This is a genomic window from Sphingomonas sp. BK481, assembly GCF_014194875.1.
Taxonomy (GTDB): Bacteria; Pseudomonadota; Alphaproteobacteria; order Sphingomonadales; family Sphingomonadaceae; genus Sphingomonas; species Sphingomonas aerolata.
This window is the reverse complement of record NZ_JACIAP010000008.1, coordinates 42,108-68,842: the sequence shown is the minus strand read 5'-3', so window position 1 is coordinate 68,842 and position 26,735 is coordinate 42,108. Positions and strand designations below refer to the sequence as shown.

32 protein-coding genes, 1 tRNA gene and 1 pseudogene are annotated in these 26,735 nt (G+C 63.5%); 23 read left to right on the top strand and 11 right to left on the bottom strand.

The window, feature by feature from the left end; all coding sequences use genetic code 11:
- Window positions 1–34 precede the first annotated feature (34 nt).
- The 8 genes from FHY04_RS15395 (at window position 35) to FHY04_RS15360 (ending at window position 7,545) form a co-directional block, all read left to right on the top strand.
- Window positions 35–1,117, top strand: coding sequence for a substrate-binding domain-containing protein (locus tag FHY04_RS15395; RefSeq protein WP_183937063.1), 1,083 nt, complete (start codon window positions 35–37; stop codon window positions 1,115–1,117).
- A 49-nt stretch (window positions 1,118–1,166) separates the two neighbouring features.
- Window positions 1,167–2,543, top strand: a complete 1,377-nt coding sequence (pstC, locus tag FHY04_RS15390) for a phosphate ABC transporter permease subunit PstC (protein WP_031395857.1) — start codon at window positions 1,167–1,169, stop codon at window positions 2,541–2,543.
- A gap of 88 nt (window positions 2,544–2,631) precedes the next feature.
- Window positions 2,632–3,846: a phosphate ABC transporter permease PstA gene (pstA, locus tag FHY04_RS15385; RefSeq protein WP_183937143.1), complete on the top strand. Its 1,215-nt coding sequence runs from the start codon at window positions 2,632–2,634 to the stop codon at window positions 3,844–3,846.
- Complete coding sequence (gene pstB, locus FHY04_RS15380; RefSeq protein ID WP_031395855.1) at window positions 3,846–4,607, top strand: phosphate ABC transporter ATP-binding protein PstB; 762 nt, start codon at window positions 3,846–3,848, stop codon at window positions 4,605–4,607. The genes pstA and pstB overlap by 1 nt, the downstream gene beginning before the upstream one ends.
- Window positions 4,608–4,621: 14 nt before the next feature.
- Complete coding sequence (phoU, locus tag FHY04_RS15375) at window positions 4,622–5,305, top strand: phosphate signaling complex protein PhoU (protein WP_031395854.1); 684 nt, start codon at window positions 4,622–4,624, stop codon at window positions 5,303–5,305.
- Between the two features lie 5 nt (window positions 5,306–5,310).
- Complete coding sequence (gene phoB / locus FHY04_RS15370) at window positions 5,311–6,003, top strand: phosphate regulon transcriptional regulator PhoB (RefSeq protein WP_031395853.1); 693 nt, start codon at window positions 5,311–5,313, stop codon at window positions 6,001–6,003.
- Between the two features lie 156 nt (window positions 6,004–6,159).
- Window positions 6,160–6,528 carry a hypothetical protein gene (locus FHY04_RS15365; RefSeq protein ID WP_183937062.1) on the top strand — a complete coding sequence of 123 codons (369 nt, stop codon included), beginning with the start codon at window positions 6,160–6,162 and terminating at the stop codon, window positions 6,526–6,528.
- A 102-nt stretch (window positions 6,529–6,630) separates the two neighbouring features.
- Window positions 6,631–7,545: an SDR family NAD(P)-dependent oxidoreductase gene (locus FHY04_RS15360; RefSeq protein WP_183937061.1), complete on the top strand. Its 915-nt coding sequence runs from the start codon at window positions 6,631–6,633 to the stop codon at window positions 7,543–7,545.
- Window positions 7,546–7,562: 17 nt separating this feature from the next.
- Here FHY04_RS15360 and FHY04_RS15355 read toward each other — a convergent pair whose 3' ends face one another.
- Both FHY04_RS15355 and epsC read right to left on the bottom strand, forming a co-directional pair.
- Complete coding sequence (locus tag FHY04_RS15355; protein WP_031395850.1) at window positions 7,563–7,907, bottom strand: DUF2794 domain-containing protein; 345 nt, start codon at window positions 7,905–7,907, stop codon at window positions 7,563–7,565.
- 9 nt (window positions 7,908–7,916) lie between these two features.
- Entirely contained in the window at window positions 7,917–8,648 is a 732-nt protein-coding gene (epsC, locus tag FHY04_RS15350; protein WP_043158123.1) for a serine O-acetyltransferase EpsC, read from the bottom strand.
- A 151-nt stretch (window positions 8,649–8,799) separates the two neighbouring features.
- Here epsC and FHY04_RS15345 point away from each other — a divergent pair, with 151 nt between their 5' ends.
- From FHY04_RS15345 to FHY04_RS15335, 3 genes are all read left to right on the top strand, one after another.
- Window positions 8,800–9,717, top strand: coding sequence for a LysR substrate-binding domain-containing protein (locus FHY04_RS15345; RefSeq protein ID WP_031395848.1), 918 nt, complete (start codon window positions 8,800–8,802; stop codon window positions 9,715–9,717).
- 95 nt (window positions 9,718–9,812) lie between these two features.
- Complete coding sequence (locus FHY04_RS15340) at window positions 9,813–10,451, top strand: fasciclin domain-containing protein (protein ID WP_260171552.1); 639 nt, start codon at window positions 9,813–9,815, stop codon at window positions 10,449–10,451.
- Window positions 10,452–10,597: 146 nt separating this feature from the next.
- A complete protein-coding gene (locus FHY04_RS15335) occupies window positions 10,598–11,266 on the top strand; it encodes a fasciclin domain-containing protein (protein WP_183937059.1) in 669 nt (222 codons plus the stop codon).
- A gap of 6 nt (window positions 11,267–11,272) precedes the next feature.
- Here the strand turns inward: FHY04_RS15335 and FHY04_RS15330 are convergent, their stop codons facing one another.
- The 3 genes from FHY04_RS15330 to pgsA are packed head-to-tail and all read right to left on the bottom strand — an operon-like array spanning window position 11,273 to window position 12,532.
- Entirely contained in the window at window positions 11,273–11,722 is a 450-nt protein-coding gene (locus FHY04_RS15330; protein WP_031441631.1) for a molybdenum cofactor biosynthesis protein MoaE, read from the bottom strand.
- Window positions 11,719–11,976, bottom strand: coding sequence for a molybdopterin converting factor subunit 1 (gene moaD, locus FHY04_RS15325; protein WP_031395844.1), 258 nt, complete (start codon window positions 11,974–11,976; stop codon window positions 11,719–11,721). The genes FHY04_RS15330 and moaD overlap by 4 nt, the downstream gene beginning before the upstream one ends.
- A 4-nt stretch (window positions 11,977–11,980) precedes the next feature.
- Window positions 11,981–12,532 carry a CDP-diacylglycerol--glycerol-3-phosphate 3-phosphatidyltransferase gene (pgsA, locus tag FHY04_RS15320; protein ID WP_031395843.1) on the bottom strand — a complete coding sequence of 184 codons (552 nt, stop codon included), beginning with the start codon at window positions 12,530–12,532 and terminating at the stop codon, window positions 11,981–11,983.
- Between the two features lie 223 nt (window positions 12,533–12,755).
- Here pgsA and FHY04_RS15315 point away from each other — a divergent pair, with 223 nt between their 5' ends.
- Window positions 12,756–14,087, top strand: coding sequence for an MFS transporter (locus FHY04_RS15315; protein ID WP_052148897.1), 1,332 nt, complete (start codon window positions 12,756–12,758; stop codon window positions 14,085–14,087).
- Here FHY04_RS15315 and FHY04_RS15310 read toward each other — a convergent pair.
- Window positions 14,077–14,244 carry a hypothetical protein gene (locus FHY04_RS15310; protein ID WP_168427553.1) on the bottom strand — a complete coding sequence of 56 codons (168 nt, stop codon included), beginning with the start codon at window positions 14,242–14,244 and terminating at the stop codon, window positions 14,077–14,079. The two genes, FHY04_RS15315 and FHY04_RS15310, sit on opposite strands and share 11 nt — an antisense overlap.
- Before the next feature lie 96 nt (window positions 14,245–14,340).
- Here FHY04_RS15310 and FHY04_RS15305 point away from each other — a divergent pair, with 96 nt between their 5' ends.
- From FHY04_RS15305 to FHY04_RS15265, 9 genes are all read left to right on the top strand, one after another.
- The gene (locus FHY04_RS15305; protein ID WP_183937058.1) at window positions 14,341–15,024 is read left to right on the top strand and encodes a peptidylprolyl isomerase; all 684 of its coding nucleotides are present in this window, start codon (window positions 14,341–14,343) and stop codon (window positions 15,022–15,024) included.
- Between the two features lie 140 nt (window positions 15,025–15,164).
- Window positions 15,165–16,379 carry a methyl-accepting chemotaxis protein gene (locus tag FHY04_RS22970; RefSeq protein WP_183937057.1) on the top strand — a complete coding sequence of 405 codons (1,215 nt, stop codon included), beginning with the start codon at window positions 15,165–15,167 and terminating at the stop codon, window positions 16,377–16,379.
- Between the two features lie 271 nt (window positions 16,380–16,650).
- A complete protein-coding gene (locus FHY04_RS15295; RefSeq protein ID WP_183937056.1) occupies window positions 16,651–16,884 on the top strand; it encodes a hypothetical protein in 234 nt (77 codons plus the stop codon).
- Window positions 16,881–17,477 (top strand): hypothetical protein, encoded by a 597-nt coding sequence (locus FHY04_RS15290; protein ID WP_183937055.1) that lies wholly within the window; start codon window positions 16,881–16,883, stop codon window positions 17,475–17,477. The genes FHY04_RS15295 and FHY04_RS15290 overlap by 4 nt, the downstream gene beginning before the upstream one ends.
- A gap of 281 nt (window positions 17,478–17,758) precedes the next feature.
- Window positions 17,759–18,433: a recombinase family protein gene (locus FHY04_RS15285; protein WP_183937054.1), complete on the top strand. Its 675-nt coding sequence runs from the start codon at window positions 17,759–17,761 to the stop codon at window positions 18,431–18,433.
- A gap of 1,081 nt (window positions 18,434–19,514) precedes the next feature.
- Window positions 19,515–19,784 carry a hypothetical protein gene (locus FHY04_RS15280; protein ID WP_183937053.1) on the top strand — a complete coding sequence of 90 codons (270 nt, stop codon included), beginning with the start codon at window positions 19,515–19,517 and terminating at the stop codon, window positions 19,782–19,784.
- 34 nt (window positions 19,785–19,818) lie between these two features.
- Window positions 19,819–20,331, top strand: a complete 513-nt coding sequence (locus tag FHY04_RS15275; protein WP_183937052.1) for a hypothetical protein — start codon at window positions 19,819–19,821, stop codon at window positions 20,329–20,331.
- A gap of 101 nt (window positions 20,332–20,432) precedes the next feature.
- On the top strand, window positions 20,433–20,840 hold the full coding sequence (locus tag FHY04_RS15270; protein WP_183937051.1) for a hypothetical protein: 408 nt from the start codon (window positions 20,433–20,435) through the stop codon (window positions 20,838–20,840).
- 192 nt (window positions 20,841–21,032) lie between these two features.
- On the top strand, window positions 21,033–21,686 hold the full coding sequence (locus FHY04_RS15265) for a hypothetical protein (protein ID WP_183937050.1): 654 nt from the start codon (window positions 21,033–21,035) through the stop codon (window positions 21,684–21,686).
- 319 nt (window positions 21,687–22,005) lie between these two features.
- On the opposite strand, the gene FHY04_RS15260 is transcribed toward FHY04_RS15265, so the two are convergent.
- The 4 genes and pseudogenes from FHY04_RS15260 to FHY04_RS15250 form a co-directional block, all read right to left on the bottom strand.
- Entirely contained in the window at window positions 22,006–23,403 is a 1,398-nt protein-coding gene (locus FHY04_RS15260; RefSeq protein WP_221211816.1) for a site-specific integrase, read from the bottom strand.
- Between the two features lie 18 nt (window positions 23,404–23,421).
- Window positions 23,422–23,556, bottom strand: a pseudogene (locus FHY04_RS23065) (DUF6538 domain-containing protein); the annotation flags it as partial.
- A 90-nt stretch (window positions 23,557–23,646) separates the two neighbouring features.
- A tRNA-Ala gene (locus FHY04_RS15255) sits at window positions 23,647–23,722 on the bottom strand.
- Between the two features lie 82 nt (window positions 23,723–23,804).
- Entirely contained in the window at window positions 23,805–24,131 is a 327-nt protein-coding gene (locus FHY04_RS15250) for a TIGR02300 family protein (RefSeq protein WP_031395784.1), read from the bottom strand.
- A gap of 98 nt (window positions 24,132–24,229) precedes the next feature.
- On the opposite strand from FHY04_RS15250, the gene aroA reads away from it, so the two are divergent.
- Together aroA and cmk are read left to right on the top strand one after the other, a co-directional pair.
- Window positions 24,230–25,564, top strand: a complete 1,335-nt coding sequence (aroA, locus tag FHY04_RS15245) for a 3-phosphoshikimate 1-carboxyvinyltransferase (RefSeq protein ID WP_183937048.1) — start codon at window positions 24,230–24,232, stop codon at window positions 25,562–25,564.
- Between the two features lies 1 nt (window position 25,565).
- Window positions 25,566–26,198 carry a (d)CMP kinase gene (cmk, locus tag FHY04_RS15240; RefSeq protein ID WP_183937047.1) on the top strand — a complete coding sequence of 211 codons (633 nt, stop codon included), beginning with the start codon at window positions 25,566–25,568 and terminating at the stop codon, window positions 26,196–26,198.
- Between the two features lie 239 nt (window positions 26,199–26,437).
- Here the strand turns inward: cmk and FHY04_RS15235 are convergent, their stop codons facing one another.
- Window positions 26,438–26,695, bottom strand: coding sequence for a SemiSWEET family transporter (locus FHY04_RS15235; protein WP_031441625.1), 258 nt, complete (start codon window positions 26,693–26,695; stop codon window positions 26,438–26,440).
- Window positions 26,696–26,735: the final 40 nt, after the last annotated feature.

Sequence of the window (26,735 nt, the reverse complement as noted above, 5' to 3'; positions counted from 1 at the left end):
ACAGGATCCGGTCTAGCCGCGCTATCGGGCAGGCATGACGGGAATTGACGTGCAGCGTTTCGGGGCGATTTCAGGACTGGCGGTCACGGCACTGGCGGGCGCGACGCTAATCGGCGGATGCGTCGATCAGGCGAATGGCGGCGGCGCGGGTTCGCGCGATCAGATCACCGCGGTCGGATCGTCGACCGTCTACCCCTTCACGACGATGATCGCCGAACAGCTCGTCGCCAACGATCCCGATGCCAAGGCACCGGTGATCGAATCGACCGGCACCGGCGCGGGGATGAAGCTGTTCTGCGCAGGCATCGGCGCCGGCCATCCCGATATCGAGGATGCGTCGCGGCGGATGAAGGCGAGTGAGTATAAGGACTGCGCCGCCAACGGCGCCGGCCAGATCCTGGAAATCCAGGTCGGAATCGACGGCATCGCCTTTGCCGAGGCGAAGAACGGCCCGAAGATGCAGCTTACCCCGACCGACCTGTACAAGGCGCTCGCCGCCAGTCCCGGTGGCCGGCCCAACACCGCGCGCGTTTGGCGCGACGTGAACCCCGCGCTGCCGCCGGTGCCGATCCAGGTCTATGGCCCGCCCGCGACCAGTGGCACGCGCGACGCGCTCGCCGAACTGATCCTGACCAAGGGCTGCGAAGCGAGCGACCCCGCCGCCAAGCCGCTCGCCAAGTCCGATCCCGACGCGCACAAGGCGCTGTGCACCCGCGTCCGCGAGGACGGGATGTATGTCGATGCGGGCGAGAACGACAATCTGATCGTCCAGAAGCTCCAGTCCAACCCCAATGCGATCGGCGTGTTTGGCTACAGCTATCTCGAAGAGAACAAGAACGACGTGAACGGCGTCGCGATCTCCGGTGTCGAGCCGACCTATGCGACGATCGCCGACAATCGCTATCCAGGGTCACGCCCGCTCTACATCTATGTGAAGAAGGCGCATCTCAGCGCGATCCCGGGCCTGCGGACGTTCCTGAAGCTCTATGCCGCCAACTGGGGCGCGACCGGACCGCTGGTGAAGCGCGGCCTGATCGCCGCGCCACCCGCGGTCCAGGCCCGGTCGGCGGCGATCATGGCCAACGAGACGATTCTCGACCCGGCGGTGCTGTCGTGATGCACTACTGGAACACGATCCCCGCCCTGAAACCGGCGGAGACGGCCTGATGTCGGCACTCGCCCTCTTCTTCCTCGTTCTCGGGCTCGGCCTGATCGCGTGGCTGAGCGCACGGATGCGCGCCGCACGGTTCCGGGTCGGCAACACCGCGCGGTTCAGCTCGCTGCCCGCGCATCACGGCTGGTATGTCGCGCTGTGGACCGCGATCCCGCCGCTGCTGTTTCTGGTTGGCTGGTCGATGGTCGCACCCGCGCTCGTCACCGATACCGTGCTGGCCAGCCCCGCCGCGGTGCAGCTGCCCCCGCCCGGCTTCGACCGGGCCTCGATCCTGTCCGAGGCGCGCAGCCTGGCGGAGGGACGAAGCTTCGGCGCGTTCCACGAGCTCGCGCGCGTCCTGTCGCCGGTCTATGCTGCCGCGCAGTCGCGCTACGACTGGATCGCGACCGCGCTCGCGCTGCTGCTCACCTTTGCCGGCGGCGCGTTCGCGTTCCTGCGCGTGCGGCCGGGCTTCGGCGCGCGCACGCGGGTCGAGCGGATCGTGATGATCCTGCTGCTCGGCGCGTCGCTGATCGCGATCCTGACCACGGTCGGCATCGTCGCCTCGCTGCTCTACGAATCCGCGCGCTTCTTCTCGATCGTGCCGATCACCGACTTCCTGTTCGGCACGCACTGGAGCCCGCAGGTCGTCGACGCACGCGATCCGGGCGCGTCACTCGGCGCAGTGCCGCTGTTCTGGGGGACGTTCTTCATCGGCGCGGTGATCGCGATGATCGTCGCGATCCCGTTCGGGCTGATGAGCGCGATCTACCTCACGCAATATGCCGCCCCGACCACGCGCAAATGGATGAAGCCGATCCTCGAGGTGCTCGCGGGCGTGCCGACCGTCGTCTATGGCTATTTCGCCGCGCTGACGGTGGCGCCGGCGGTGCGCGATTTCGCGGTGTGGATCGGGATCAGCTGGGCCTCGTCGGAGAGCGCGCTCGCCGCCGGGCTCGTGATGGGGATCATGATCATCCCGTTCGTGTCGTCGATGGCCGATGATTCGATCGCCGCGGTCCCCTCGTCGATGCGCGACGGCAGCCTTGCGATGGGCGCAACCTCGTCCGAGACGATCCGCCGCGTACTGCTCCCCGCCGCACTGCCCGGCGTGGTCGGCGGCGTCCTCCTCGCGGTCAGCCGCGCGATCGGCGAGACGATGATCGTGGTGATGGCCGCGAGCGGCGTCGCGACGCTGACGCTCAACCCGTTCGCCAGCACCACAACCGTGACCAAGCAGATCGTCGATCTGCTGACCGGCGAGGCCGAATTCGACAGCGCCAAGACGCTCGCCGCCTTCGCGCTCGGGCTGACGCTGTTCGTCGTCACCCTGCTCCTCAACATCGTCGCGCTGACGGTCGTGAAACGGTACCGCGAAGCCTATGAATAGCGTCACCCCCTTCATCGGTACGCCAGACGCTACGGCCTTGGCGAAGCCCGCCACGGCGCGCGTGCCGACCGACTGGACCACCAAGGCGATGCAAAGCCGCATCCGCCGCCGCTATGCCGCAGAGCGCCGGTTCCGCCTCGCCGGGCTGGCCGCGGTCTGGCTCTCCGCGGGCTTCCTCGCCTTCCTGCTGTCGTCGATGCTGTGGCAGGGCGCGAGCGGGTTCGTCGAGACGCGCGTCGCGCTGCCGATCGATTTCGCCGCCGCCGCACTGCCGATCGAACCCGCGCGGCTGACAAGCCGCGGCGCCGATCTCGCGCTCGCCAGCGCAGGTCTCGAGGGTGCGGTCGACAGCGCCGCGACGCGCGCGTTCGGCAAGGATGGCGAAGGCCTGTTGTCGGACGGCGCCTGGGTGACGGTACGCGATGCGCTGAAGGCTGATCCCGGTCTGCTGTCACGCAAGACGGTGATCGCGGTGCCCGTCGCCAGCCCGGTCGACATGGCCGCCAAGGGTGACGGCCCGCCCGAGGCAGAGGCGGTCGTCGCCCGGCTCAAGGCGCGCGGCGTGCTGACGCGCGGGCTGAGCATGACGTTCCTCGCCACCGCCGATTCGACCGACGCGACGCGCGTCGGCATCTGGGGGGCGTTCAAGGGCTCGCTGCTGACGATGATCGTCACGCTGCTGCTCGCCTTCCCGATCGGCGTGCTGTCCGCGCTCTATCTCGAGGAATATGCCCCGAAGAACCGCTGGACCGACCTGATCGAGGTGTCGATCAACAACCTTGCCGCGGTGCCCTCGATCATCTTCGGGCTGCTCGGGCTCGCGGTGTTCCTCGGCACCTTCGGCATGCCGCGATCGGCGCCGCTGGTCGGCGGGCTGACACTCGCGCTGATGACAATGCCGGTGATCGTGATCGCCGGGCGCAACGCGATCAAGGCGGTGCCGCCCTCGATCCGCGACGCAGCGCTCGGGATCGGCGCGTCGCCGGTGCAGGTCGTGTTCCACCACGTCCTGCCGCTCGCGCTGCCCGGCATCCTGACCGGCACGATCATCGGCATGGCACGTGCGCTCGGCGAGACCGCACCGCTGCTGATGATCGGCATGCGCGCGTTCATCGCCGCGCCGCCATCGGGGCTGCGCGATCCCGCCACCGTGCTGCCTGTCCAGATCTTCCTGTGGTCCGACCAGGTCAGCCGCGGCTTCATCGAGAAGACCTCGGCCGCGATCATCGTCCTGCTTGTCTTCCTGCTCGCGATGAACGGCGTCGCGATCTACCTCCGCAACAAATTCGAGACCCGCTGGTGATGACCAACCACAAGATGACCGCGCGCGACGTCAGCGTCTATTACGGGCAGAAACGCGCGATCGACAATGTGTCGATCGACGTCGACATGGACAATGTCACCGCGTTCATTGGCCCGTCGGGCTGCGGCAAGTCGACCTTCCTGCGCACGCTCAACCGCATGAACGACACCGTCGCCAGCGCGCGGGTCGAGGGGAAGATCGAGCTCGACGGCCACGACATCTATTCCCCCGACATGGACGTGGTCCAGCTGCGCGCACGCGTCGGCATGGTGTTCCAGAAGCCGAACCCCTTCCCCAAGTCGATCTATGAGAACGTCGCCTACGGCCCGCGCATCCACGGGCTCGCGGGCGCCAAGAGCGATCTCGACCAGATCGTCGAGAAGTCGCTGCGGCGTGCGGGTCTCTGGGACGAGGTGAAGGATCGCCTGACCGACAGCGGTACCGCCTTGTCGGGCGGGCAGCAGCAGCGGCTGTGCATCGCGCGCGCGATCGCGGTCGATCCCGAGGTGATCCTGATGGACGAGCCGTGCAGCGCGCTCGACCCGATCGCCACCGCGAAGATCGAGGAGCTGATCCACGAGCTGCGCGGCCGCTATGCGATCGTGATCGTCACGCACAACATGCAGCAGGCGGCGCGCGTCAGCCAGCGCACCGCCTTCTTCCACCTCGGCACGCTGGTCGAATATGGCGACACCTCCGCCATCTTCACCAATCCGCGCGAGGAACGCACCAAGGATTACATCACCGGCCGTTACGGCTGATGGGGACGGGATCGATGAACACGCATACCGTAAAGGTCTTCGACGACGAGATCGGCCGCCTGCGCGGCCTCATCTCGCAGATGGGTGGCCTCGCCGAGGACGCGATCGCCAATGCGATGAAGGCGCTCCAGCGCAACGACGTCGCGCTCGCACGCGAGGTGCGCGCGGCGGACAAGCAGATCGACGCGATCGAGGCGGAGGTCGAGCGGCTGGCGGTGCAGATCATCGCGCTGCGCGCGCCGATGGCGATCGACCTGCGCGAGGTCGTCGCCGCGCTGAAGATCGCGGGCGTCGTCGAGCGGATCGGCGATTATGCCAAGAATATCGCCAAGCGCGTGCCGATGATCGAAAGCGAGCACCGGATCGATCCGATCTCGATCCTGCCCGCCATGGGCCGGATGGCGAGCGAGATGGTGCATGACGTGCTCGACGCCTTTGCCGCGCGTGATTTCGAGGCGGCGATGCTCGTCGTCGAAAGCGACGCCGCGCTCGACGATTTCTACGACAGCATCTTTCGCACGCTGGTGACCTATATGGTCGAAAATCCAAAGACGATCAGCCAGGTCGCGCACCTGCTGTTCGTCGCGAAGAATCTTGAACGGATCGGCGACCACGCGACCAACGTCGCCGAGATGGTCTATTTTGCCGCGACCGGCACCCAGATGGCCGACCGCGACCGCGGCGGCATACAGGAGTAATCGACATGGCCCGTGCAAGGATGCTGCTTGTCGAGGACGACGCGGCGCTCGCCGAACTGCTGGTCTGGCATTTCAAGCGCGAGGATTTCGAGATCGCGCACACCCCCGATGGCGAGGAGGCGCTGCTGCTCGCGCGTGAGAAGGTGCCCGATATCGTCCTGCTCGACTGGATGGTCGAAGGCCTGTCGGGAATCGAGGTGTGCCGCCGCCTGCGTCGCGCGCCCGAGACCCAGAACGTGCCGATCATCATGCTGACCGCGCGTGGGGAAGAGGAGGACCGTGTCCGCGGGCTCGAGACCGGTGCCGATGATTACGTCACCAAGCCCTTCTCGCCGCGCGAGCTGGTCGCGCGCGTCGGCGCGGTGCTGCGCCGCGTCCGCCCCGCGCTTGCCGGCGAGGCACTGAGCTATGCCGACATCGAGATGGACACCGTCGGCCACAAGGTCCGCCGCTCGGGCGAGGTCGTCGCACTCGGGCCGACCGAGTTCCGGCTGCTCAAGCATTTCCTCGAACATCCCGGCTGGGTCTTCTCGCGCGAACGGCTGCTCGATGCGGTGTGGGGGCATGATTCGGACATCGAATCGCGCACCGTCGACGTGCATATCCGGCGGCTGCGGAAAGCGATCAACACCGGCGAACGTCCCGATATCATCCGCACGGTGCGCTCGGCTGGCTATTCGCTTGATACTGGCGGGTGAAAGTCGGGGTGCTGCAAGCGGTCGCCGACCGCGTCATTAGTGCAGGACCAAGACAAGCCGGTTAGAATCGGACGCGAAACGAAGGACCCAAGCGGGTTTTAGTGCGTTCAACCGTGGCGCTAACGAATTTGCGCTCCAAGTATTCAGGAGATTCGCATGAAGTCCATTCTTCTCGCCGCTGCAGCGTTGCTCGCCTCGCCCGTGCTCGCGCAGACCGCGCCGCAGACGATTCCGCCAGCAGACCCGGCCGCCCAGACCGCGCCCGCCGATCCGGCAATGGCACCGCCAGCCGCAGATCCCGCCGCTCCCGCCGATCCGGCGATGGCAGCCGATCCTGCAGCCCCTGCCGATCCGGCAATGGCACCGCCGCCGCCCGCAGCGCCCCAGGCTCCGATGGCTGCACCCGGTGGTGCGAACATCGTCTTCGGTCAGCCGACGGTGACGCCGCCGACCCCGGCGCCTGCCGAGTATCCAACCTGCTCGCGCACCGTCAAGGATGGCTGCAAGAACCGCGGCGGTAAGTAAGTGATTCGCATCGGTGCGGGCCGTGGCTAACGCCGCGGCTTGCGCCGACTGCTTTACGTTCTAGGAAAGGCGCTCCACGATAAGAGAGGGGCGCCTTTTTCCATGTCCGACAGCTTTGGATCCTTCGGTTTTGCTGGCCGCGTCGCGATCGTCACCGGCGCAGGCGGCGGGCTCGGGCGCGAATATGCGCTCGAGCTGGCCCGGCGCGGTGCGAAGGTTGTCGTCAACGATCTCGGCGCCTCGCGCGACGGTACGGGACAGTCTGACGCAGCGCTGAAGGTCGTCGAGGAGATCGAGGGCGTGGGCGGCGAGGCAATCGCCAACGGGGGCAGCGTCACCGACTATGACCAGATGGTCGAGATGGTGGCGCGTGCGTCCGAAAAATGGGGCGGCGTCCATATCCTCATCAACAATGCCGGCGTGCTGCGCGACAAAAGCTTCGCCAAGATGGACCCCGCCGATTTCGCCTTCGTCGTAGACGTCCATCTGAACGGCTCGGCTAACGCGACCAAGGCGGTCTGGGACGGGATGCGCGCGCAGAATTACGGCCGCATCCTGATGACCGCGTCGTCGACCGGACTGTACGGCAATTTCGGCCAGGCCAATTACGGCGCCGCCAAGCTCGGCCTTGCCGGCCTGACCAAGACGCTCGCGATCGAAGGAGCGAAGAACAACATCCGCGTCAACACGATCGCGCCGACCGCAGGCACGCGGATGACGCAGGACATCTTTCCAGAAGAGGCGTTCAAGGCCTTCTCCCCCGACAAGGTCGCGCCCGGCGCGGTGTTTCTGGTGTCTGAGGATGCCCCGACCAACATGATCCTCGGCGCCGGCGCTGGCGTGTTCCAGGCCGCCTATGTCACGTTGACACCGGGCGCGTTGCTGTCGGGCGACGATCTGTCGGTCGAAGGGGTGGCCGCCCACTGGGTGGCGATTACCGACCGCAACGGCGAGATCGTCCCGCAATCGGGCGCGGACCAGGCGATGACCATATTGGCGAAGCTCCAGCGCGGCTGACCGCGGCGCCGGCGGGCTCAGCTTTCGACGAGCTTCATCAACCGTCGCTCGACCGGGGCCAGGATCGGGCCGAGGTCATGGCCGCGCTTGATCACCGCCCCGCCTTCGCCGACCAGGGCCCACATGCCCTGGCGGTTGCGAAGCGCGGGGCGTTTCTCGATCCGGAATTCGGGCCGCTCGGCCGCGCGGCGGAAACAGGCGAACACCGCCGCCTCGCGGCCGAGATCGATCGCATAGTCCCGCCAATGCCCCGCCGCGACCATGCGCCCGTAGAGGTCGAGGATCCGCATCAGTTCGAGCCGATCGAAGCCGATCTGGGTGGGGGCGGTATTGCGGGTCGGAAAAGGCGTGACGTTGTTCATCAGGACGGATCAGGCCCGATCGCGCAGATCCTGTTCGACCGGGCCACGGCGGAGCCCGTCGCGATCGGTCGACAGGTCCTGATCGGCGAGCAGCGAATCCAGACGCTTGCGCATCATCTCCAGCTCGCAGCGCATGATCTCCATCTTCTGCGTGGCCGGGTCGAAGGCCTCGGTGCACGGCGTGCCATAGGGCACGAAGCGCGGTGCCTCCGGTGCGGCGCCCCCCTCTACCGTCGTCGCGCGCGCCGGGATGCCGACGACGGTCGTGCCCTCGGGGACGTCGCGCGTCACGACCGCATTGGCGCCGACTCGCGAGCGGCGGCCGAGCGTAATCGGCCCGAGCACCTGCGCGCCCGATCCGATGATCGCGCCGTCCGAAATGGTCGGGTGGCGCTTGCCCGCAACGCCATTGTCGGGACTCGTCCCGCCCAACGTCACGCATTGATAGATTGTCACGTCGTCGCCGATCAGCGAAGTCTCGCCGATCACGACGAAGCCGTGGTCGATGAAGAAATTTCGGCCGATCGTCGCGCCGGGATGGATGTCGATCGCGGTCAGGAAGCGCGACAAATGATTGACGCACCGCGCGAGGAAGAAATTCTGCCGACTATACAGCCGGTGTGCGATGCGGTGCATCCCCAGCGCCCAGACGCCGGGGTAGAGCATGATCTCCGCGCGAGAATGCGGCGCCGGGTCACGCGCCCGGATCGAGTCGAGATAAGCCCCTAACCGGCTGAACATGCGCATTCCCCTTGGCGGTCCGCTCATTTAGGCGTTCACAGGGGCGATTTCCAGCGGGCGGGGGCAACGCCGCGGCGGACGCCCCGCGCTGACGGCCTCATTATCGACCCGGCATGGACAAAAGGGGGTGCACGATCGATATGAGCGATCAATGGCTGCAACCTATCTCCCCACGCTCAAGCAACTGCAATATCTCGTCGCGCTGAAGGACCATGGCCATTTCGGTCGTGCTGCCGAGGCCTGTTTCGTGACCCAGTCGACGCTGTCGGCAGGCCTGCGCGAGCTCGAGACGCTGATCGGCGTGGTACTCGTCGAGCGCACGCGCCGCGTCGTCCGCTTCACCCCGCTGGGGGATCGGATCGCGGACAAGGCGCGCCGCGTGCTGCGCGAGGCGGAGGAACTTGGCGACATGGCGCGCGCCGCCGGCCGGCCGCTGTCGGGCGACATGCGGATGAGCGTGATCCCGACGATCGCGCCGTTCATGCTCCCGCGCATCCTGCCGCGGCTGCGACGCGACTATCCCGACCTCAAGCTGTTCCTGCGCGAGGAGCCGAGCGGCGCGGCGTGCGAGGGGCTGCACAACGGCCGCACCGACTGCGTATTGCTCGCCCTGCCCTATGCCTGTGGCGAGGTCGCGTTCGAGCCCCTATTCGACGACCGGCTGTTCGTCGCCTTTCCGACCGAAGACGTGCCCGCAGACCGGACCTCGATCCCCGCCTCCGCCATTCCCGCCTCGGCGATCGACGAGACCCGGCTGTTGCTGCTCGAGGACGGGCATTGCCTGAAGGATCATGCGCTCGCCGCGTGCAACCGGCCGGAGATCCGTGCCGAGGCGACGATGATGGGCACGTCGCTGCACACGATCGTGCAGATGGTCGACAACGGCCTGGGCATCACGATGCTGCCGGAAATGGCGCTGAACGCCGGGATCCTCGAAAATACCGGGATCACCGCGCTGCCGCTCGATGCCGAGAATGCGTTTCGCCGGATCGCGCTGGTATGGCGCAAGGCCTCGCCGCGCGAGAAGGATTTCCAGTTGCTCGCCAAGGCGCTTGCCGAGGCCCGCTGACCGGCCGCGCTGGCTCGCACTGCAACAATTTCCGGGCTCAACCGTAGTTGCGGTTCGCAAGCGCCCGTTTGAGGAGATAGATTTCGATGTCGAACATGCGCCCCCTGTATATTGGCCTGGGCACCACGGGTCTCGTCGCGCTCGCGCTCGCCGCGTGCAGCAGCGGTAACAGCGACCTCGGCACGCCGACGGCGCCGCCCCCCGCCAACCCCGCACTGTCGACGCCCAACGGGCCGATCGCCGTCGCCAACCCGACCGTCGGCGGCGTGCCGATGATCGCGACGAGGACGATCGTCGACAATGCCTCCGCCGCACCCAATCTCGCGACGCTGGTCACTGCGCTGAAGGCTGCGGACCTGACCGCGACGCTGTCCGGGACCGGGCCGTTCACCGTTTTCGCACCGACCGACGCAGCGTTCGGCCGGCTCGCGCCCGGCATGGTCCAGACGTTGCTCAAGCCCGAGAACAAGGCATCGCTGTCGAAAGTGCTGACCTATCACGTCGTGCCCGGCGACATCACCGCTGCCGACCTGAAGGCACGTGTCGCGGCAGGTGGCGGCACTGCCGCACTGACGACGGTCGAAGGTGATGCAATCACGGTGACCCTCGTCGGAGATATCATTGCACTCACCGACGTCAACGGTAACAAAAGTTATATTGAGACCGCCGATGTGCGTCAGTCGAACGGCATTGTTCATGTCGTCAACGGGGTAATCGTACCCCGCTTGTCTTGAGCGAGGTGTGATAGCGTGCCAACACTTCGTCGCGTCAACGGCGCACTTGGTCCTGTTGGCGCGCCCGTAACTTGGCAAACCGCCGCGTGACTCCATACGTTCTATCGCAGAATTTATTTCACGATTGTTTCAGCCAGGAGAAATCCATGATCACCAAGACCCCTCTCGTCCTTGCCGCAACGCTTTTCGCGGCTGCACCGGCGATCGCGCAGACCGCGCCGAGCGGCACGACGCCGGCACAGACCGCGCCAACTGGCACGGCGCCCGCACAGACCCCGATGCAGGCCCCTGCACAGGCCGGTACCGCCGCACCGATGGCCGGCGCTCCAGCAGCACCCGCCGCGGCACAGCCTGCAGCGACCGCGACGATCGCGGCAGCGCTGCCGACGCTTCCAAACCGCGCGACGCTCGCCAAGCTGGTGACTGCAGCCGGCCTCGCCACGACGCTTGCGGGCCCCGGCCCTTTCACCGTTTTCGCACCGAGCGATGAGGCATTCACGCGGCTTCCCGCCGGCGCGCTCGACACGCTGATGAAGCCGGAGGCGAAGCCCACGCTGGCGACGATCCTGAAGTATCACGTCGTTGCAGGCGCCGTGACGTCGGATCAGCTGAAGGCGCAGATCACGTCGGGTGGCGGCAAGGCCGTCCTCACGACGCTGGCCGGCCAGCCGCTGACGGCATCGGTGGGTCCGAACGGCAATATCGAACTGACGGACGTTGCCGGCAGCAAGGCCTATGTCGACACGGCAGATGTCAAGGCAACCAACGGTGTCGTCCATCTCACCAACGGCATGAGCGTTCCCAAGATCGGCTAACGCCGTCTAGGAGGTCCAGCGCGCGGCGGCGTCCTTGTCGGCGTCGCGCGCTTCGACCCAGCTGGCCTGTGTGCCGCGGGTCTCGCGTTTCCAGAACGGCGCATCGGTCTTCAACCGATCGATCAGATAGGCACAGGCCTCTAGCGACGCCGCACGGTGTGCGGACGCCGCCGCCACGAAGACGATCCGTTCACCCGGATGCATCGGCCCGACCCGGTGGACGATCGTCACCGCACTCAGCTCCCAGCGCTCGACGGCACCCGTCGCCACCTTGGTGAGCGCAGCCTCGGTCGCACCGGGATAATGTTCCAGTTCGAGCGTCTCGACGCCGTCATCTGCGCGCACGAGACCGGTGAAGGTCGCCACCGCGCCCGCGCCGCGTTCGCCGGCGGTTTCGGCCTGCGTGATCTCTGCAAGCAGGTCGATCGGGGCCGTCTGGACGATGATCCGGATCATCCGCCCGTCACCGGGGGAAAGAGTGCGATCTCGCGCGCGCCGGCGATCGGGGTATCGATCGGCACGAACGCCTGATCCAGGGCGGCGCGCAGCCGGGCGGGATCGGCAAAGGCGGCGGCATGGCCCGGGCTGGACAGCGCGAGCCAGTCGACCAGTTCGGCGATCGTGGTCACCGATGCGGGCGGATCGACACGTTCCTCGCCCGTCCCGATCCGTTCGCGGACCCACGCAAAATACACCATCGTCACCGTCATGCGCTCAATCCATATGCTTCAGGCCGACCCGCAGGTAATCCCAGCCCGTCACCAGCGTCAGGACCGCAGCCCCCCAGAGCGCGGCGAGCCCGACGCCGTGCACCCATGGCATGTCGGGCAGCGCACCGGCGAGGATCAGTCCGCCCAGCGCGACCAGCTGCAGCGTCGTCTTCCATTTCGCGAGCTGCGAGACGGGCACGGACACCTGCACCTGCGCCAGGAATTCGCGCAGGCCCGACACCGCGATCTCGCGGAGCAGGATGACGAGCGCGGCGATCACATGGACGCCCGCAATGTCGCGCGTGCCGACCAGGATCAGGATGACCGCCGCGACCATGATCTTGTCCGCGATCGGATCGAGGAAGATCCCGAGGCGCGATACCGCACCGTTCGACCGCGCAAGATAGCCGTCGAAATAATCGGTGATGCCCATCAGGCAGTAAAGCGCGAAGGCAATGCCGTAGCCGGCCGCCCAGCCGGGCCACCACAGAAAGCCGACGAGAAGGGGTACCGCGACAATGCGCGACAGCGTCAGAAGGTTGGGCAGGGTCCACACCCCGCCTTCCCTACTCCGGTCATGCCCTTGGCGAAACCGGGTTTTACCGATCGCGGCCGACTAATGTGCGGCAAGGCCGAACGCCGGACCGTGGCGCGGCGCCTCGTCCAGATCCCGTACGCGGACACCCGGCCGACGCGGACGGCGCTAAACCATTGGCCTACCGCCCCCGCTGGGCTAAGGCCGCGGCAGTCTTATTGCCACGATCAGGGCCTTTTCTCGCATGCGCAACGCACTCGGGTTGCTGAAGCAACGACGCTTCCTGCCCCTGTTCACGACACAGTTTCTGGGCGCCTTCAACGACAATCTGTTCAAGACGTCGATGGTGTTGTTCGCGACCTATGCGATCTTCAACGATCCGCGGATGGAGGCGAATTTCAACGCACTCGCCACCGGAATTGCGATCATCCCCTTCTTCCTGCTCTCGGCACTCGCCGGGCAGCTCGCGGACAGCCATGACAAGGCGCGGATCATCCGGCTCGTGAAGAGCGCGGAGATCGGCATCATGGCGCTCGGCGCGGCGGGGCTGATGGTGGCGCGCAGCGGCCATTCGACGATCGGCCTCGGGCTGATGCTCGGGGCGGTACTGTGCCTGGGGGTGCATTCGACGTTCTTCGGGCCGATCAAATACGCGATCCTGCCGCAGCATCTGCCGCCATGCGACGTGCTCGGCGGCACCGGGCTGGTCGAGGCCGGTACCTATCTGGCGATCCTCATGGGGACGATCACCGCCGGGTTCATGACCGATCATATCGAGCGCGCGGCGATCGCGGTGCTGGCGATCGCGGTGATCGGCTGGTTCGCGGGTCGCCAGGTGCCGCCGGCACCGCGCGAGGGCCCGCCGCTGGTGCTCAACTACAACCCGTTCACCGCGTCGTGGCGGCTGATCAGCGCGACGATGCACATCCCGCGGCTGTTCTTGGCGATCTGCGCGATCAGCTTCTTCTGGACGATCGGCGCGGTACTGATCGTGATCTTCCCGCCCTTGGTCAAGAACGTGCTGACCGCGGACGAGCGGGTCGCGAGCTTCGTGATCGCAGTATTCTCGATCGGCGTCGCGATCGGCTCGGTGGTGATCAACACGATGCTCAAGGGCCGGATCTCGGCGCGCTACGCACCCGCATCGGTGATCGCGATGGGCGTATTCGTCCTTATCTTCTCGGTCCTGGTGCGGACCTGGACGCCGGCGGCGCCGGGCCATTTCTACGACTGGGCCGGGTTCCTCGCACAGCCGCGCGCCTGGCCGGTGCTAGGCACGCTGATGATGATCGCGATCACCGGCGGCATGTTCGTGGTCCCGCTCTACGCGTTCCTCACCACGACCGTCGAAAAGGATCAGACCGCGCGGACGGTGGCCGCGAACAACGTCGTAAATTCGGGCGCGATGACGATCGGGTCGATCGCGGTCATCGGCATCACGATGGCGGGCGTGACGCCCGAGGACCTGCTGTTCCTGGTCGCCGGCATGTGCCTGGTATCCGCCTGGATCGCGCAGAAGCTGCACCGCGCCTGTGACGACGATGCCGAAACCTGCCTGCCCGTGATCAGAAAATGAAGCTGTAGAAGCAGGTGAAGAAGGCCGCGAAGCTCAGCACGAACAGCTTGACGTCCTGATCGTCGCGCCCGCCCGGCGCTGCGATCACGGGCGGGGGCAGCGTCCGTCGAAACGGGTGGCGCGCGGCTTCGTTGGTCAGGACTAGGCGTCGGGTCATGGCGACCGGTTAACGCGGTGTTTACCTTTTCGACCAGCGACAAAATCGTCCCGTTTTAACCCGTCCGCGAATGGGACAGAATTCAGGAGTTTCGACATGCTGCGATACGCCGTCCTTGCCGCCCTGCTGGGCAGCGCCCCGCTTGCCGCGCAAGAGGTGCCACCAGTGCCAGCGCCTGCCACCGCGCCCGCCCCGGCGCCCGCAGATGCGTCGCCACCAGTGCCCGCTGCGACGCCGCGCCCCGCGACCATCGGCGTGACGCTGACCACCAGCCTCGGCCCGATCGTGCTCGAACTCGAGAAAGAGCGCGCACCGATCACTACCGCGAATTTCCTGCGCTATGTCGACGCGCGCAAGCTCGACGGCACGACCTTCTATCGCGCGCTGCGGCTGGGGCCGGATACGGGACTGATCCAGGGCGGGATCGAGGGCGATCCCAAGCGTGCCTTCCCGCCGATCGCGCACGAGCCGACCAGCAAGACCGGCCTGCTCCACACCGACGGCACGATTTCGCTCGCACGGCTGGCGCCGGGGACCGGGCGCGCCGACGTCTTCATCACCGTCGGTGCGATCCCCTTCGTCGACGCACATCCCGAGAAGCCGGGCGACAATACGGGTTTTGCCGCGTTCGGGCACGTCGTCCAGGGCATGGACATCGTCCGCGGCATCCTTGCCGCGCCCACCTCGCCGAACAAGGGCGAAGGCGTGATGAAGGGGCAGATGATCGCCGCACCGATCCGCATCCTGACCGCCCGGCGGACTCCGCCCGCGACACGGTAACGCCCGTCGTAAAGGGTAACGGATCGGGGTTAAGTAACGGACTTAAAACCATTTTGGGCTAGTCCGCGGTGATGCAGACGCGACATGCCGTAATCCCCCGCCCCTTGCCAGCGGTGGAAGCCGCGCCAGGCACCGGATCGATGCCCCCCGACGTCTTGCTGGCGATCGCGATGACCGCGGTCGCGGACGGCGTCGTGGTCTTCGACCCGGCGGAGCGGATCGCGCTGGTCAATCCACGCGTGGGGGCGCTGTTCCGCTTCGACCCGGACCGCGTCATGATCGGCATGGACATGGCGGACTTTCTCGGAGTCGTCGGCACCGCCGTCGGCTGGTCCGCGGCACGGATCGCGACGGTGGTCGACAATCATCGTCGCTGGCAGGCCCGGCAGGAAAGCGTCGATATCGATCATCATTTCGACGACGGGACGATCCTGCATATCAACTTCGCCCCGCTGCCCGGGCACTGCGCGGTGATCACCTACCGCGACGTCACGGTCGAGCGACGGCTGACCGACGTCGTCGCGGCGCAAGCCGCGCAGGCGGAACGCTTCCGCAAGGAGATCGCGACCGTCGTCACCGAAACCGATGCCGCGGCGGCGGAAGGCCAAGCGATGGGCCGCGCGGGCGAAGCCGAACTCGAACTGATCGTCCGCGATTTGGGCGACGTCGTCGTCGCCGCGCAGCAATCCACCGCCGCGATGCAGGATGCCGCACAGACCTCGGCGATGATGGCGGGCATGATCGACACGGTCGTCGACCAGGTCGGCCACACCAGCAGCGCCGCCAGCGGTGCGATGGCGCATGCACACGAGACGGTCGCCCTGTCGCAAGGGCTGTCGGACCGTGCCGGATCGATCGGCTCGATCCTCGACATCATCCGCGCGGTCGCCCGGCAGACCGGTCTGGTCGCGCTCAACGCCGCGATCGAGGCGGCGCGCAGCGGAGAGGCCGGGCGCGGCTTCGCGGTGGTCGCAGCCGAGGTGAAGACGCTTGCCACGCAGACGTCCGATGCGGTCGCGCGAATCGAACCGCAGATCTCGGCGATGCAGATCGCGACGCGCGACGTCGTCGCCGCGAATCGCGCGATCGTGCACGACATCGCCGATATCCAGGCCCGCGCGGTCATCGTGACCGACACCGCACATAGTCAGAACGAGCGCATCCTCGCGATCACCGCCGCGATCGACGAAACCGCGCTCACCGCACGCGCGATGACCGACAGCGTCGAGCATCTCGAAGTCCGAAACCAGCGCTTCATCAGCCTGGCCCGGCGGATCGGCCAGCAGCTCGAGTCCGTCCACGCCCTGACCCATGGTCTCAGCGTCGCCACCGAGACCTTCCAGGCGACCTATTGAGACTCGTGCCGGGTTGGCAGCGGTAAGACCCGCTGCGGGGTATCCATCACAAATATGGGACCGCGACCGCGTCGCGTATCAACGAGAATGGTGGAGCCGAGGGGGATCGGTTAAAATCCCCGTAAGCACTGAGAAACAAAGGATATTTATTTCGACGTCGGGACCGTTGTGTTAGCCCTTTGTACTAGCTGAGGCAAGGGGCCGCAGGCCGCCAAGAGGTCTTCCGTTCCGGCAATGAGCCAGATACATTCCGTTCAAACAGGGAGTGGTTATGGCTAGCGAAACGTTGCTTGAAAGATTTCAAGAGGAAATAGAGCTTCAAATCGACCCTATACAGATCGTTGTTGGTGGTCTCATCTTTGACGTAAAAAATATTGATAAGCCCACATGTCTATCTAAGATGGCAAGTGAGGTCATCATTGATGCTAACCTACGTGACGGCCGAAAATTAACTTTCCCGCTCTCGTCTCTGCAAGGTTTCATATCTGGACGCCCGTGGGAATGAGCTTCTGGAACCCGAATTCCCTCCATTACGTCATTGATTGGTCAGCTTGGGCTACACTGGTCGTTGGCATCTCAGCGGTTATAGGCGCTGTCCTGATTGGAAAGAAGCAAGCGGCCATTGCCTTAATGCAGGCTGGCATTTCCGACAGGCAAGCTCGCATCATGGAACGCCAGACGGAAATAGCAAGTCGCCAAGCTGATACAGAGCATACGAGATTAAGAGCGGAATTGTACGACAGGAGAGTAATAGTTTATGCGGGCATTGAGCGGTATTTGATTGACGCCAGCATGGACGATGGCAAGGTTTCTAACGAAGTACGGCAGAGTCTGTTTAACTCCATCTCGGTCTCGTCATTCCTTTTGGATGACGACGTAGCGAGTCTTGGCCGCAAGATATTGCGGGTATCGTCATCATTGCGAAGCAATATGCGGAAGCTCGAAAAGTTGACGGATGAAGCCCTTCGCGATGAGATTTATGAGAGAATTGATCTCAATAATGACGAACTCACATTTTGCCATACTGAATTGCGCAATCACATGACGAGATACCTTAAGCTTGGCATATCAAGCGACACCGTCAGTGACCCTGAATAGCTTGATTTAAACAGGCCCCTACGGCCAAATTTTGATAGAGATTTGCGAGAGGGCAATTCAGACAAGAGTGCGCGGCATTTACCCCGTATGCCCGGTCTGCCCCTCAGGCGATTATGACACGCCTAGCGCGACCTGCATTATCGCGCGTGGTTCTCCATCCCTGCATGACGTGTCACAGTCGCCAAGCGAACCGCTATCGGCGCTGTCCAGAATAACCTAACGAGCGTTTGACAATTATGGACAGCGGTTCTATCTAGGCTTGGCAACAGGGAAACCAGCCAATGCGAACCGTCACTTACTACCGTGTCTCGACTGCCAAGCAGGGCCGCAGCGGTTTGGGCCTAGATGCTCAGAAAGCAGCCATCGCCTCGTTCTGTCAGTCGCGGGATTGCCAGCCTCTTGCTGAGTACATCGAGGTAGAGAGCGGCAAGCGGGATGACCGGCCTGAGCTTATCAAGGCACTGCATCATGCCAAGGTGACAGGGGCGACCCTCGTTATTGCCAAGCTGGATCGGTTGAGCCGCAACCTCGCCTTCCTCGCCAAGCTGCAAGATGCAGGGACACGGTTCATTGCAGCCGACATGCCAGAGGCTAACGAGCTTACAATTCACATCATGGCAGCAATGGCCCAGGCCGAACGCAAAGCTATCAGCAAGCGGACGATTGAAGCCCTCGCTGCTGCCAAGGCCAGAGGGACCAAGCTAGGCAATCCAATGGGCGCTAAGGCGTTCGGGGAGAGCAAGGGCAACGGGGCAGCGGTGGAAGCGATCAAGGCCAAGGCTCAGGCGTTCGCTAGTGACGTTGCGCCTATCATCGAGGCAATCAAGGCGGACGGCCATACCAGCCTGAGAGCTATTGCCGGGGAGCTTAATGCTCGCGGGATCATCACAGCCCGAGGCGGGAAGTGGGCGGCTCAGACGGTTAGCGATGTAATGCGCTGCCACTCCCCAAGCTGATACCGAGCAGGCGACGGGAAGGCCCGAGTATGCGCCGCCTCAGCCCCGTCAGACTCGATTAGGGAGGGTCCGGGTACTCGCCCAGCCTGATTGCCGGAATGAGTCTGAGAGGGGCTTATTCGGGGATGATGCGAAAGCGGATTAAGTCGTCCGGCATTTCGGGATCGTATAGCAATGGGAAACTCTCCCGTATCTGTCGGTCCCGGTATCACTAAGGATCACTGATGAATGAATTTAGATTAACCCCTGAGATTATCAGAAGCTTGAACCTAAGACCTCATAATCCGACAGCTTAATTCAGTACCATCCATGAAGACAAAACTAAGACACCGCCCAAGCTAGGTAGAGCCCTAGGAAGAATGACAGCCTTAAGCTGTATGATACCACAGCCAGCAATGGTTAGCCGTGAGGCGACGAGCGTGACGACTTTGCAGTCAATGTCACGGGTATCGGGACACCGGCAATACAAGCGACGTATGATCTAACTCACGATGATGCTGCTGTAGTTGCTCCCCTAAAGTGCCTCAATACGGATATCTATCTGTAGAAGGAAGGACGAGGGGACGACCGGATACAGCTCAATATTCACTAATCTACGATGATACCTATAGTATTATTTAATGATACCTCCCGGGACGGTCTCGGGTACTCTACAGCCCTAATCCGTATATCTCATACGCATCCTTCCGATTAGCATAGTAGCCGTATAAAGGCAAACCCTGTGCCTTAGTATGGCCACTGACTAGATTCTTTGGTTTTGGTTATTGGTTATCCATGATCTAGCTACTATGCTAATCCGAGGAATATAGGAGCGTTGAAACCTAACAGGTCCGCTTCATGGTAGGCAAATGTACGGCGCATAAGCCTACCGCTCCTCTCCCTACGCAATGCTCATTTAACCAATGTCGCCCATCGGTCCTGAGCAAATGCCAGTCTGCTAGTTGTAGCGTTGCCCCTGTTGGCAACTAGCAGGCGACCTATTCCACATCGTTAATATAACCGGTTCCTTTTGCTTACGGGCAAGAGGGGCCTCTGTCTGTAATATTTGACTAAGTTACTCCGCCAATTTGAAGGACCATACATGAACCCCGTTCCTATTGACCTTAGCCGCCTCAACGATCCCCGCGTTATCGACCATATCGAAAAGGTGGATAGCCGTATCCGTGGCGGCTTCCGCCTATGCCTTGATGTTCTTGGCATCCCTCTACCTGACTACGCTAAGTGCAAGCCAGCGGGTCGCCCCTCTATTGCTAAGCTTATGGCTGCTGCTGATGCAGATACCGGCACCATTGCAACCTACCGCCATGAGAAGCTCAAGATTGGCGTCTTTGCGCCTACTCCACAGCGCTAATCTCAATCCCCCCAATTACACACAAGGAAAACCAATGACTCAGAATACCACGATTGCAGCTATCGCTACTGAGATTGAAACTTACAATGCTCAGCTTATTAAGATCAATGCTCTTGTTGATCTGATTGGGAAGCCTGCCGTTATCAAGGCGGATGAAGTTGCCAAGTCTCTCGCTGAGGCAAAGGAACGGTATGCCGATGCGCTTGCTAATAAGGCAACGGTAGAGCGGAAGGAACGTCTTAAGGCGTTTACTGATATCCGCGTTGAAACGAAGCCGGGTGACAACCTGTTGGATACGACATTCACCATTTACTATACCCGTAGCACTTGGAACATGACTTTGAATGAGTCTGTTCCTCAGGAGCATTCCTGCACAGGCTTTGCCCGCCTCGATGATGCTGCATATGAGTATCTTGTTACGGTGAAGCCCTATGCCATCCCTGCCGCAATCATGGCACTGGCACCGGGCAACGCACAGGAAGCGTTCGGGGTGTACTTCATGGCTCAAAAGCGGGGCTACATTAAGGGCCCAGCAGTAGCTGCGTAATGGCTAGCCTTGATGATCGGGGGACAGGGGAAGCGCCAAGAACCTCCCGCCCCGATTACGTTCCCAAAGTCGCTCTAGTCCCTCAAACCCTAGACGATCTGATGCAGCGGGCAGGCCCTTATGCCGATGCCGCCAAGGCCAATCTGGAATGGTCCGCTGTAACGGTATGGCTGATGAAGGAAGGCTACGGAGTTCTTGCCGCTAGTGATCTGCCATCTGCCGTCGCTTGCCTCTCCGTGATCCTGACGAGAGAAGCTGAGGAACATGCAGCAGGATGGCCCCGGCTATCAGGCCCTGCCGTAACTCCCGCAATCTACGGCTATTCCCCGGACAGCCAATGCGAAGCCCGGCGCTCCGCCGCTCAAGCCCGTTCAATGTGGGAGGCCAATGGTCGCCCGTACCTTCGGGCCAGCGATTGCAAGCTCGCGTTCCAGCACCTTGCCGCCTGCATCCGTAACGGCATCATTCCGCCAGTCCCGACGATTGGCGATGTACCCCTCAATTCCTAAAAGGTAAAACCAATGACCGCACTAACTCCCCGCCAAGCCATCAAGGTGAAAGCGGCTCTCTCCCTAATCGCTGTACACGGGCACAATCCCCGCGCTGTACAGAAGCAGGCCCAGGACGAAATGGCTAAGGGATACCCCGCTAATACGGCGTACTCTACGGCCCTTAATTCGTTCGCTGCCCGTGTCCCTGCATTGAAGGATACTCTGACCATTGCTGTCGATCTGATCCATAACAGCGATGATGCTACCGTATCCATGTATGACAAGGCGCTGACTGCATACAATAACAGCGGTGACGAAAGCCATCTGGATAACCTCGCCCCGATGATCCTAGAGGACGCAAAGGCATTGGCTATCAGCAAGGGCGAAGTAACCGAGGCTGATGCGGCTAATTGGACTGTCGATGATGCACTTGGCAGCACTAGCGAAGCCTATGCAGCTACCCCCGATGTTCCCGAGGCGTCCTCGATCCCGCCCGGTCAGACGGTCAATAGCGCATTCGGCTTCAATGCCCCTCCCGGCGTCGCCCGTCAGCCCGTCCAGCAGCCCGCTCAGGCACAGCAGACCGGCCCGCAGTGGGTGATGGGTCCGACCGGCTATACCCTCGTTGCACAGGCTCCCAGCGGCCCACAGGCGGGACAGAGCATGACCGGCTATGATCCCTACAAGGGCGGGCAGGGTCCGACCGGCATCCGGGTAGCTCAGACCGGGGAAGCTGCACGGCGCTCGCATGGCACCCCTGTAGGTGACGTGACGTACATGCAGACCGAGACAGGCATTCGCATTGCGCCGACCGGAGAGCAGGCCCGCCGTGAGGCTGGCGTACCGCTTGGCTACGACGCCTGATAAACCGGCTAGGAGAGTCGCTGAGAGGCGCTAGCTAATCCGGCCATACAGATACCCAAACGCACCCGATTGATTCCCCACGGGGCTGATACGGGGGCAAATTGGGTATCTGTATGTTCGACACCGTTGTAGGACTGAGCAACAGGCACGGAGGCAAGGCGGAACGTGAGTGATACAATCAAGGGCGCGATAATAATTGCTTTATCAATACTGCTATCAACGGCAGGACATATCTACTTCTCGCCGTTTCAGTCATGCGTTCGCGCTCAGGTTGCTATATCAATTCCCCGTATCAATGCGGGGGAGATATGCAGCCGCTCTAGCCGATAACTAGCCCCGGCACCCGATAAGTCGCCATAGCTTCGGCCAAGCTGTGTAGATCGTACCCACTACCATAATCGTCCGCTACGTCTTTGCCAGCATGGCCCATTAGCTGCCGCTGCACTCCCTCAGGCATTCTAGCCCTACGAGTGTAATCTTTGAAGGTATGGCGGAAGGAATGGAAAACCTTGCGCTTGTCAGTGATGCCGCAAACATTTCTCATGTACGGGCCAAACCACTCGCCCCACTTTGCAGTTAGCCGACCAAAGACATTAGCCTTTAGGTCCGGGAACACCCTCCCCTTTTGGTCCGCCAGCTTCTCGACGTAGGTAATGAACCCAAGTCGCTCTAACTCTGGATGCAAAGGGATCGACCTTTCGCTGGCCGCATTCTTGATACGGTTATCTTGCCCCTTGTCATCGGTAGCGCCAGTGATGTGAAGGAACCAACCTGACAGCATCTTGCCGTCTTGATCGGGATACTCCTTACGCTGCACGTCCGACACGCGAAGCTGTCCAATTTCCTCTAGGCGCGCCCCGGTGAATAGACCGAGCAGCGGTAGCCAATATGCAGCTTCAAGCCTGCCGCCCTTAGGGCGCTCGCCATTGGCATAGACCGGGCTGGAAAAGATGGCCTGCAAATCGGACAGGGAAAACGGTTGGCGCTGCATCTTGCCGCCATCGGCAACCTTGACACTAATGCCCTCAGCTACGTTCGATGCCGCTAGATCATTCTGGTATGCCCAGCCTAGCAGCGTCCGCAGCCGGGATAGCTTCATGTTCGTATTGGCGACTGTCTGCCCCTCAGCAAGCAGCTTGTCTTTGAACGCCAGCACGTCCTGTCTAGTGATTCGCTCGACCGGCTTGCGCTCAGTCCGCTCATAGAACCAACGGGCTACAGCCTCATGGGTATCCTTGCCCTTGGCTACGACGCCACGCTCAGCAGCCCAGCGATCTAGGATATCCTTGTCGAGATACAGACCGGACCCGGTAGGCGAGTCGCATTCAACGGCTTGAATTTGGTTTTCTGATGCGCGGGCCTTTTGTCCGTAGCGAGCATGAAGGCTATTTATCAGGGCTTCCCGTTCCGCCCCTGCCCTCTCCCGCTCATGCAGGACTAGCAAGCGCCCAGCCCTAGCCACCTCAGCCGGGGAAGCGTCAGCCTCCCTGCCCTCGCTAAGCGCGTCCATGATCGGGCCTAGAGCTTCATGCTCCATGTCAGCAGCGAATGTAGCGTCAGCGGCATAGTCGGCTTGCTCTTGCTCATGCTCCCAACGCTGTCGATCCCGGTCAATCTGAGCGGCAGACTTAGCAGGCATAGGCTTAGGAGCAGGCTTTGCAGCCGCATCTCGATCCCGCTCAGCTTGCTTGAGCAAGCCGTAAGCCGTCTTCGTCATATCAGGTATCACGGCTTTAGCGGCGTCACGGTCCTTTAGACCTAGCGAACGCTTTATCTCCCGCTTGCCCGCCATGAAGGGACGCAGGTCCGCAGGTATCCCCATGCGGAAATAATACACCCCGTTGGGCGCTCTGTGGAGGTAGGAACACATAGGCTTTCGTCCTCGTACCTTTGTACTAGACGCCTGTAAAAGCCCTATGTTTCCCAATGGTTTACCGTGATTTCAACGGCTTAACGAGAATGGTGGAGCCGAGGGGGATCGAACCCCTGACCTTTCGCATGCCATGCGAACGCTCTCCCAGCTGAGCTACGGCCCCATTCCCGTTGGGAGGCGGCTCACTAACCGGAGCCGCCCGGGTTGGCAAGCGGCGTAAACGCCGCCTGCCAAATTTCTTTATCTCAACGCTCGTGCTCGTCCTGCGGCGTCTCGACGCCGAGGTCGTCGTCGCCGCCCAGATCGACTTCGTCGTCCGCGGACGGCTCTTCGTCCTCGCCGGTGATCGAGGCGATATCCTCTTCCTCGTCACCCTCGAGATCCGCGTCGGGCTTCTTGGTGTCGGGCTTGGCGACCTCGAACGGCAGCGGCTGCTTCGACTTCAGGATCGGCTCGGGCTCCCACGCATACCCGCATTCGATGCAGGTGACGGGGTCGGCCTTTTCGAGGTCGTAGAAACGCGTCGCGCATTTCGGACACGAACGCTTCGTGCCCCATTCCGGCTTGATCATGCCGATAGAACCTTTCGAATGGATAGATTGTGGGGGATGCCCCCGCAAAGTGGGCGCGCCTTGCCATAGCGCAAGGCCACTGTCAAAAGCCCGGCCCCATGACACACCCCCTCCCCCAACCGCTGGACGTCGTCGCGCGCGGTCCGCTGACCGGTTCGATCGCGGTTCCCGGCGACAAGTCGATCAGCCACCGTGCGCTGATGTTCGCGAGCCTCGCGGTCGGAACCAGCCGGATCACCGGCCTGCTCGAGGGCGAGGACGTGCTCGCCACCGCGGCGGCGATGCGCGCGATGGGCGCGACGATCGAGCGGCAGGACGACGGCATCTGGGTCGTCGACGGCGTCGGCGTCGGCGGGCTGCTCCAGCCCGCGACCGCACTCGAGATGGGCAATTCGGGCACCTCGACGCGATTGCTGATGGGGCTGGTGTCGAGCCACCCGATCACCTGCACCTTCACCGGCGACGCCTCGCTGTCGGGACGGCCGATGGGCCGCGTGATCGAGCCGCTGTCGCAGATGGGCGCGGACATCACCGCGTCGCCCGGCGGCAAGCTGCCGCTGATGGTGCGCGGGATCTGCCCCGCGGTGCCGATCACCTACACGCTGCCGGTCGCGTCGGCACAGGTGAAGTCGGCGATCCTGCTGGCGGGGCTCAACACGCCCGGCATCACCACGGTGATCGAGCCGGTCGCGACGCGCGATCACAGCGAGCGGATGCTGACCGGGTTCGGCGCCAAGCTGACCGTCGAGGAAACGGACCAGGGCCGCGTGATCTCGATCACCGGCGAGGCGGAGCTGACCCCGCAGGATATCGTCGTGCCGGGCGATCCGTCGTCCTCAGCCTTCTGGCTGGTCGCGGCGTCGATCGTGCCGGGGTCGGACATCGTCGTGCGCAATGTCGGGCTGAACCCGACACGGATCGGCATCGTCACGGCGCTGCGCATGATGGGCGCGGACATCACCGAGCTCGATCCGCGGACCGTCGGCGGCGAGCCCGTCGCCGATCTGCGCGTCCGCCATGCCGCGCTGACCGCGATCGAGGTGCCCGCCGATCTCGCGCCGAGCATGATCGACGAATATCCTGTGCTGTTCGTCGCCGCGGCGTTTGCGTCCGGCACGACCGTCGCCAGGGGCGCGCACGAGCTGCGGGTGAAGGAATCGGACCGCATCACGACGATGCGGATCGCGCTCGAGGCGTGCGGCGTGGTGTGCGAGGAATTCGAAGACGGCATGGCGATCACCGGTTCGGGCGGGGCGGCGATTCGCGGTGGCGCTCGGGTCGCCTCGAAACTCGATCATCGCATCGCAATGAGCATGGTGGTGGCTGGACTTGGCAGCGCCGAGCCCATCACGATCGACGACATATCGCCGGTGGCGACGAGCTATCCCGTGTTCTTCCGGTCGCTCGACGCGCTTACCGGCAAGGGGGAATAAGATGATCATCGCAGTCGACGGTCCGGCGGCATCGGGCAAGGGCACGATCGCGCGCGCCTTGGCGAAGCATTACGGCCTCCCCTATCTCGATACCGGCCTGCTCTACCGCGCGGTCGCGCTGAACGTGGCGCGGATGGGGCTGGATCCCGAACAGGAGGCCGATGCGGTCGCCGCGTGCGATTTCGACGATGCGATGATGACCGACCCGGCGCTGCGCGACGACGATGTCGGGGCAATGGCCTCGATCGTGTCCGCACACCCGCTGGTCCGCGCGGCGCTGATGCAGCGGCAGAAGCGGTTTGCCGCACAGGCGGGTGGCGCGATCCTTGACGGGCGCGACATCGGCACGGTCATCGCGCCCGATGCGGATGCCAAGCTGTTCGTGAAGGCGACCCCCAATATCCGCGCGCAGCGGCGCCATGCGGAGCTGCAGGCGCGTGGCGGGACGGCGAGCAAGGACCGCGTGCTGGCGGACATTCGCGCGCGCGATGCGCGCGACAGCGGCCGCTCGATCGCACCGCTGGTGATGGCGGCGGACGCGGCGTTGCTCGATACGAGCTTCCTGTCGATCGAAGCGTCGGTGCAGCGCGCGGTGGCGCTGGTCGAGGCGCAGCGGGCGAAGAAGGCGGGTTAGACCTCTCGCTCACCAAGAGGGGAAAACCACCCCGGCGAAGGCCGGGGCCCAGTCGGAAAGGTCGCAGTAACGGAGCGCTGCCCTTGGTTAGCGACGTCCCCCAACTGGGCCCAGGCCTTCGCCGGGGTGGCTTTTGGTTGGGCTAGTGTACCGTAAAACAACGCTGTTTCCCCGCGAAGGCGGGGACCCAGACTAGGCTCCCGCCTTCGCGGGAGAACAAGGAGGCGCTCAGACGCCCGTTACAAAGCCGTCGCCAGCGTAATCGCCCCCAGCACCACCCCCGGGAAGTTCGCCACCGCGATCGGCCAGTCGCGCTTCGGCTTCAGCACGCCATACGCCACCCAGAGTCCGCAATTGACCATCGTCGCGAACGGCTGGACCACCGACCCCTTCTGCCCGGCCAGGTTCAGCATGATCTGGTCGATATACGACAGGTACATCACGATCGCCGTCGCCGTGGCGATCCAGCCCAGCACGAGAATGCCGCGTTCGCTCAAATCTTCGCTCCTGTTGTGAGCCGCCCCTAACGCTGCAGCG

Coding starts and splice junctions, on each gene's coding strand:
- FHY04_RS15395 (WP_183937063.1), top strand. CDS start 35: ATGACGGGAATTGACGTGCAGCGTTTCGGGGCGATTTCAGGACTGGCG.
- pstC (WP_031395857.1), top strand. CDS start 1,167: ATGTCGGCACTCGCCCTCTTCTTCCTCGTTCTCGGGCTCGGCCTGATC.
- pstA (WP_183937143.1), top strand. CDS start 2,632: ATGCAAAGCCGCATCCGCCGCCGCTATGCCGCAGAGCGCCGGTTCCGC.
- pstB (WP_031395855.1), top strand. CDS start 3,846: ATGACCAACCACAAGATGACCGCGCGCGACGTCAGCGTCTATTACGGG.
- phoU (WP_031395854.1), top strand. CDS start 4,622: ATGAACACGCATACCGTAAAGGTCTTCGACGACGAGATCGGCCGCCTG.
- phoB (WP_031395853.1), top strand. CDS start 5,311: ATGGCCCGTGCAAGGATGCTGCTTGTCGAGGACGACGCGGCGCTCGCC.
- FHY04_RS15365 (WP_183937062.1), top strand. CDS start 6,160: ATGAAGTCCATTCTTCTCGCCGCTGCAGCGTTGCTCGCCTCGCCCGTG.
- FHY04_RS15360 (WP_183937061.1), top strand. CDS start 6,631: ATGTCCGACAGCTTTGGATCCTTCGGTTTTGCTGGCCGCGTCGCGATC.
- FHY04_RS15355 (WP_031395850.1), bottom strand. CDS start 7,907: ATGAACAACGTCACGCCTTTTCCGACCCGCAATACCGCCCCCACCCAG.
- epsC (WP_043158123.1), bottom strand. CDS start 8,648: ATGTTCAGCCGGTTAGGGGCTTATCTCGACTCGATCCGGGCGCGTGAC.
- FHY04_RS15345 (WP_031395848.1), top strand. CDS start 8,800: ATGGCTGCAACCTATCTCCCCACGCTCAAGCAACTGCAATATCTCGTC.
- FHY04_RS15340 (WP_260171552.1), top strand. CDS start 9,813: ATGCGCCCCCTGTATATTGGCCTGGGCACCACGGGTCTCGTCGCGCTC.
- FHY04_RS15335 (WP_183937059.1), top strand. CDS start 10,598: ATGATCACCAAGACCCCTCTCGTCCTTGCCGCAACGCTTTTCGCGGCT.
- FHY04_RS15330 (WP_031441631.1), bottom strand. CDS start 11,722: ATGATCCGGATCATCGTCCAGACGGCCCCGATCGACCTGCTTGCAGAG.
- moaD (WP_031395844.1), bottom strand. CDS start 11,976: ATGACGGTGACGATGGTGTATTTTGCGTGGGTCCGCGAACGGATCGGG.
- FHY04_RS15315 (WP_052148897.1), top strand. CDS start 12,756: ATGCGCAACGCACTCGGGTTGCTGAAGCAACGACGCTTCCTGCCCCTG.
- FHY04_RS15310 (WP_168427553.1), bottom strand. CDS start 14,244: ATGACCCGACGCCTAGTCCTGACCAACGAAGCCGCGCGCCACCCGTTT.
- FHY04_RS15305 (WP_183937058.1), top strand. CDS start 14,341: ATGCTGCGATACGCCGTCCTTGCCGCCCTGCTGGGCAGCGCCCCGCTT.
- FHY04_RS22970 (WP_183937057.1), top strand. CDS start 15,165: ATGCCCCCCGACGTCTTGCTGGCGATCGCGATGACCGCGGTCGCGGAC.
- FHY04_RS15295 (WP_183937056.1), top strand. CDS start 16,651: ATGGCTAGCGAAACGTTGCTTGAAAGATTTCAAGAGGAAATAGAGCTT.
- FHY04_RS15290 (WP_183937055.1), top strand. CDS start 16,881: ATGAGCTTCTGGAACCCGAATTCCCTCCATTACGTCATTGATTGGTCA.
- FHY04_RS15285 (WP_183937054.1), top strand. CDS start 17,759: ATGCGAACCGTCACTTACTACCGTGTCTCGACTGCCAAGCAGGGCCGC.
- FHY04_RS15280 (WP_183937053.1), top strand. CDS start 19,515: ATGAACCCCGTTCCTATTGACCTTAGCCGCCTCAACGATCCCCGCGTT.
- FHY04_RS15275 (WP_183937052.1), top strand. CDS start 19,819: ATGACTCAGAATACCACGATTGCAGCTATCGCTACTGAGATTGAAACT.
- FHY04_RS15270 (WP_183937051.1), top strand. CDS start 20,433: ATGCAGCGGGCAGGCCCTTATGCCGATGCCGCCAAGGCCAATCTGGAA.
- FHY04_RS15260 (WP_221211816.1), bottom strand. CDS start 23,403: ATGACGAAGACGGCTTACGGCTTGCTCAAGCAAGCTGAGCGGGATCGA.
- FHY04_RS15250 (WP_031395784.1), bottom strand. CDS start 24,131: ATGATCAAGCCGGAATGGGGCACGAAGCGTTCGTGTCCGAAATGCGCG.
- aroA (WP_183937048.1), top strand. CDS start 24,230: ATGACACACCCCCTCCCCCAACCGCTGGACGTCGTCGCGCGCGGTCCG.
- cmk (WP_183937047.1), top strand. CDS start 25,566: ATGATCATCGCAGTCGACGGTCCGGCGGCATCGGGCAAGGGCACGATC.